The sequence below is a fragment of the Cellulosimicrobium cellulans genome (assembly GCF_001722485.1).
Taxonomy (GTDB): domain Bacteria; phylum Actinomycetota; class Actinomycetes; order Actinomycetales; family Cellulomonadaceae; genus Cellulosimicrobium; species Cellulosimicrobium cellulans_A.
The window spans coordinates 1-1,513 of sequence record NZ_LWGL01000323.1 but is presented as its reverse complement, the minus strand read 5'-3'; the positions used below and the strand labels follow the sequence as shown (position 1 = coordinate 1,513).

Annotated in this window: 3 protein-coding genes; all 3 read right to left on the bottom strand. The window is 77.5% G+C overall.

The genetic code is table 11. The annotated features are described in order from the left end of the window. Window positions 1-262: FAD-dependent oxidoreductase (locus tag JZ5iCDA_RS17450; protein WP_139123227.1), on the bottom strand; the 262-nt coding region annotated here is incomplete at its 3' end. Continuing rightward, the gene (locus JZ5iCDA_RS17445) at window positions 259-789 is read right to left on the bottom strand and encodes an isoprenylcysteine carboxyl methyltransferase family protein (RefSeq protein WP_069388237.1); all 531 of its coding nucleotides are present in this window, start codon (window positions 787-789) and stop codon (window positions 259-261) included. The genes JZ5iCDA_RS17445 and JZ5iCDA_RS17450, both read right to left, overlap by 4 nt. Continuing rightward, window positions 786-1,513: type III polyketide synthase (locus JZ5iCDA_RS17440; RefSeq protein ID WP_290438828.1), on the bottom strand; the 728-nt coding region annotated here is incomplete at its 5' end. The genes JZ5iCDA_RS17445 and JZ5iCDA_RS17440, both read right to left, overlap by 4 nt.

The following is a 1,513-nucleotide window of genomic DNA, read 5'->3' as shown; positions in this document are numbered from 1 at the left end:
GGTCGGCGTGCCGGGCACCGGACGCGGTGCGGTAGCTGATGCCGGCGATCGGGTGGCCCGGGGGGTCGACGCCGAGGGCGTGGACGGCGCCGAGCGCGCCGGGCAGGAGCCCCTCGCCGCAGGCCTTGTCGAGCGCGCCGTCGAGCACGGCGGCGCGCTTGTCGACGACGAGCACGTCGTGGCCGGCCTCGCGGGCGCGCACGGCGGCGGCGAGGCCGACGGGTCCGCCGCCGACGACGAGCACGTCGACGCGGTCGGTCACGAGACGCCGGGGGTGACGAGCCCGAGGGCGCGCTCCTCGGCGGGGATGCGGAAGCGTGCGAGCAGGACGGCGTTGAGCACGGTGAACGCGAGGGCGGTCACCCAGGCGGTGTGCACGAGCGGCAGCGCGACGCCCTCGACGACGACGGCGACGTAGTTGGGGTGGCGCAGCCAGCGGTAGGGGCCGCGGTCCACGAGCGGCAGGCCGGGCACGACGATGACGCGCGTGTTCCACCGCGGGCCCAGGGTGGCGATGCACCACCAGCGCAGCCCCTGGCTCGCGAGCACGAGGGCGAGCATGGGCCAGCCGAGCCACGGCAGGAAGGGCCGGTCGGCGAGCCACACCTCCGCCACGCACGCGACGAGGAGGCCGGTGTGCAGGGCGACCATCGCGGGGAAGTGCCCGCGCCCCGTCTCGACGCCGCCGCGCGCGAACGACCAGCGGGCGTTGCGCGCGGACACCACGAGCTCCGCGAGCCGCTCGAGCGCGGTCGCGCCGACGAGCACCGCGTACCAGGCGAGGCTCACGCGGCCGCTCCCGCGCGGTGCCCGGCGCGCGCCGTCGTCGTGCTGCGCGCGGTGCGGGCGCTGCCGTCGAGCCGAAGCAGCACGAGCTCGGTGCTCACGCCCGGCCCGAACGCCATGAGCACGGCCGGCGAGCCGGGCGGGGCGTCGGACGACTCGAGCGTCGCGGCGAGCACGTGCAGCACGGACGCCGAGGAGAGGTTGCCGGTGCGGCGCAGGCTCTCGCGGCTGTGCCGCAGGTGGGTCTCGTCGAGGCCGAGCGCGTCGCGGACCGCGTCGAGGATGCGCGGGCCGCCCGCGTGCACGACCCACGTCGGCACCTGGTCGGGCGTGAGGTCGTGCTCGACGAGCAGCGCCTTGACGTCGCCGAGGAGGTGGGCGCCGACGAGCTCGGGCAGGCGCGCCGAGAGCACGACCTCGAACCCGGCGTCGCCGACGTGCCACCCGAGCTCCTCCACGGTGCCGGGGTGCAGGGTCGAGCGGGACTCGAGCACGCGCGCCGTGCGGCGCGAGGCGGCGTCCGGGCCGGGACGGTGCGGGCGGCGCGCGAGCGGGTGCTCGTCGCCGACCACGACGACCGCGGCCGCGCCGTCGCCGAACAGGCCGCTCGCCGCGAGGTTGGCGGTGGAGTCGTCCCCGTGCTGCAGCGTGAGCGAGCACAGCTCGACGGCGACGAGCAGCGCGACGTCCCGGGGGCGGCCTCGCAGCAGGTCGTCCGTGCGCGCGA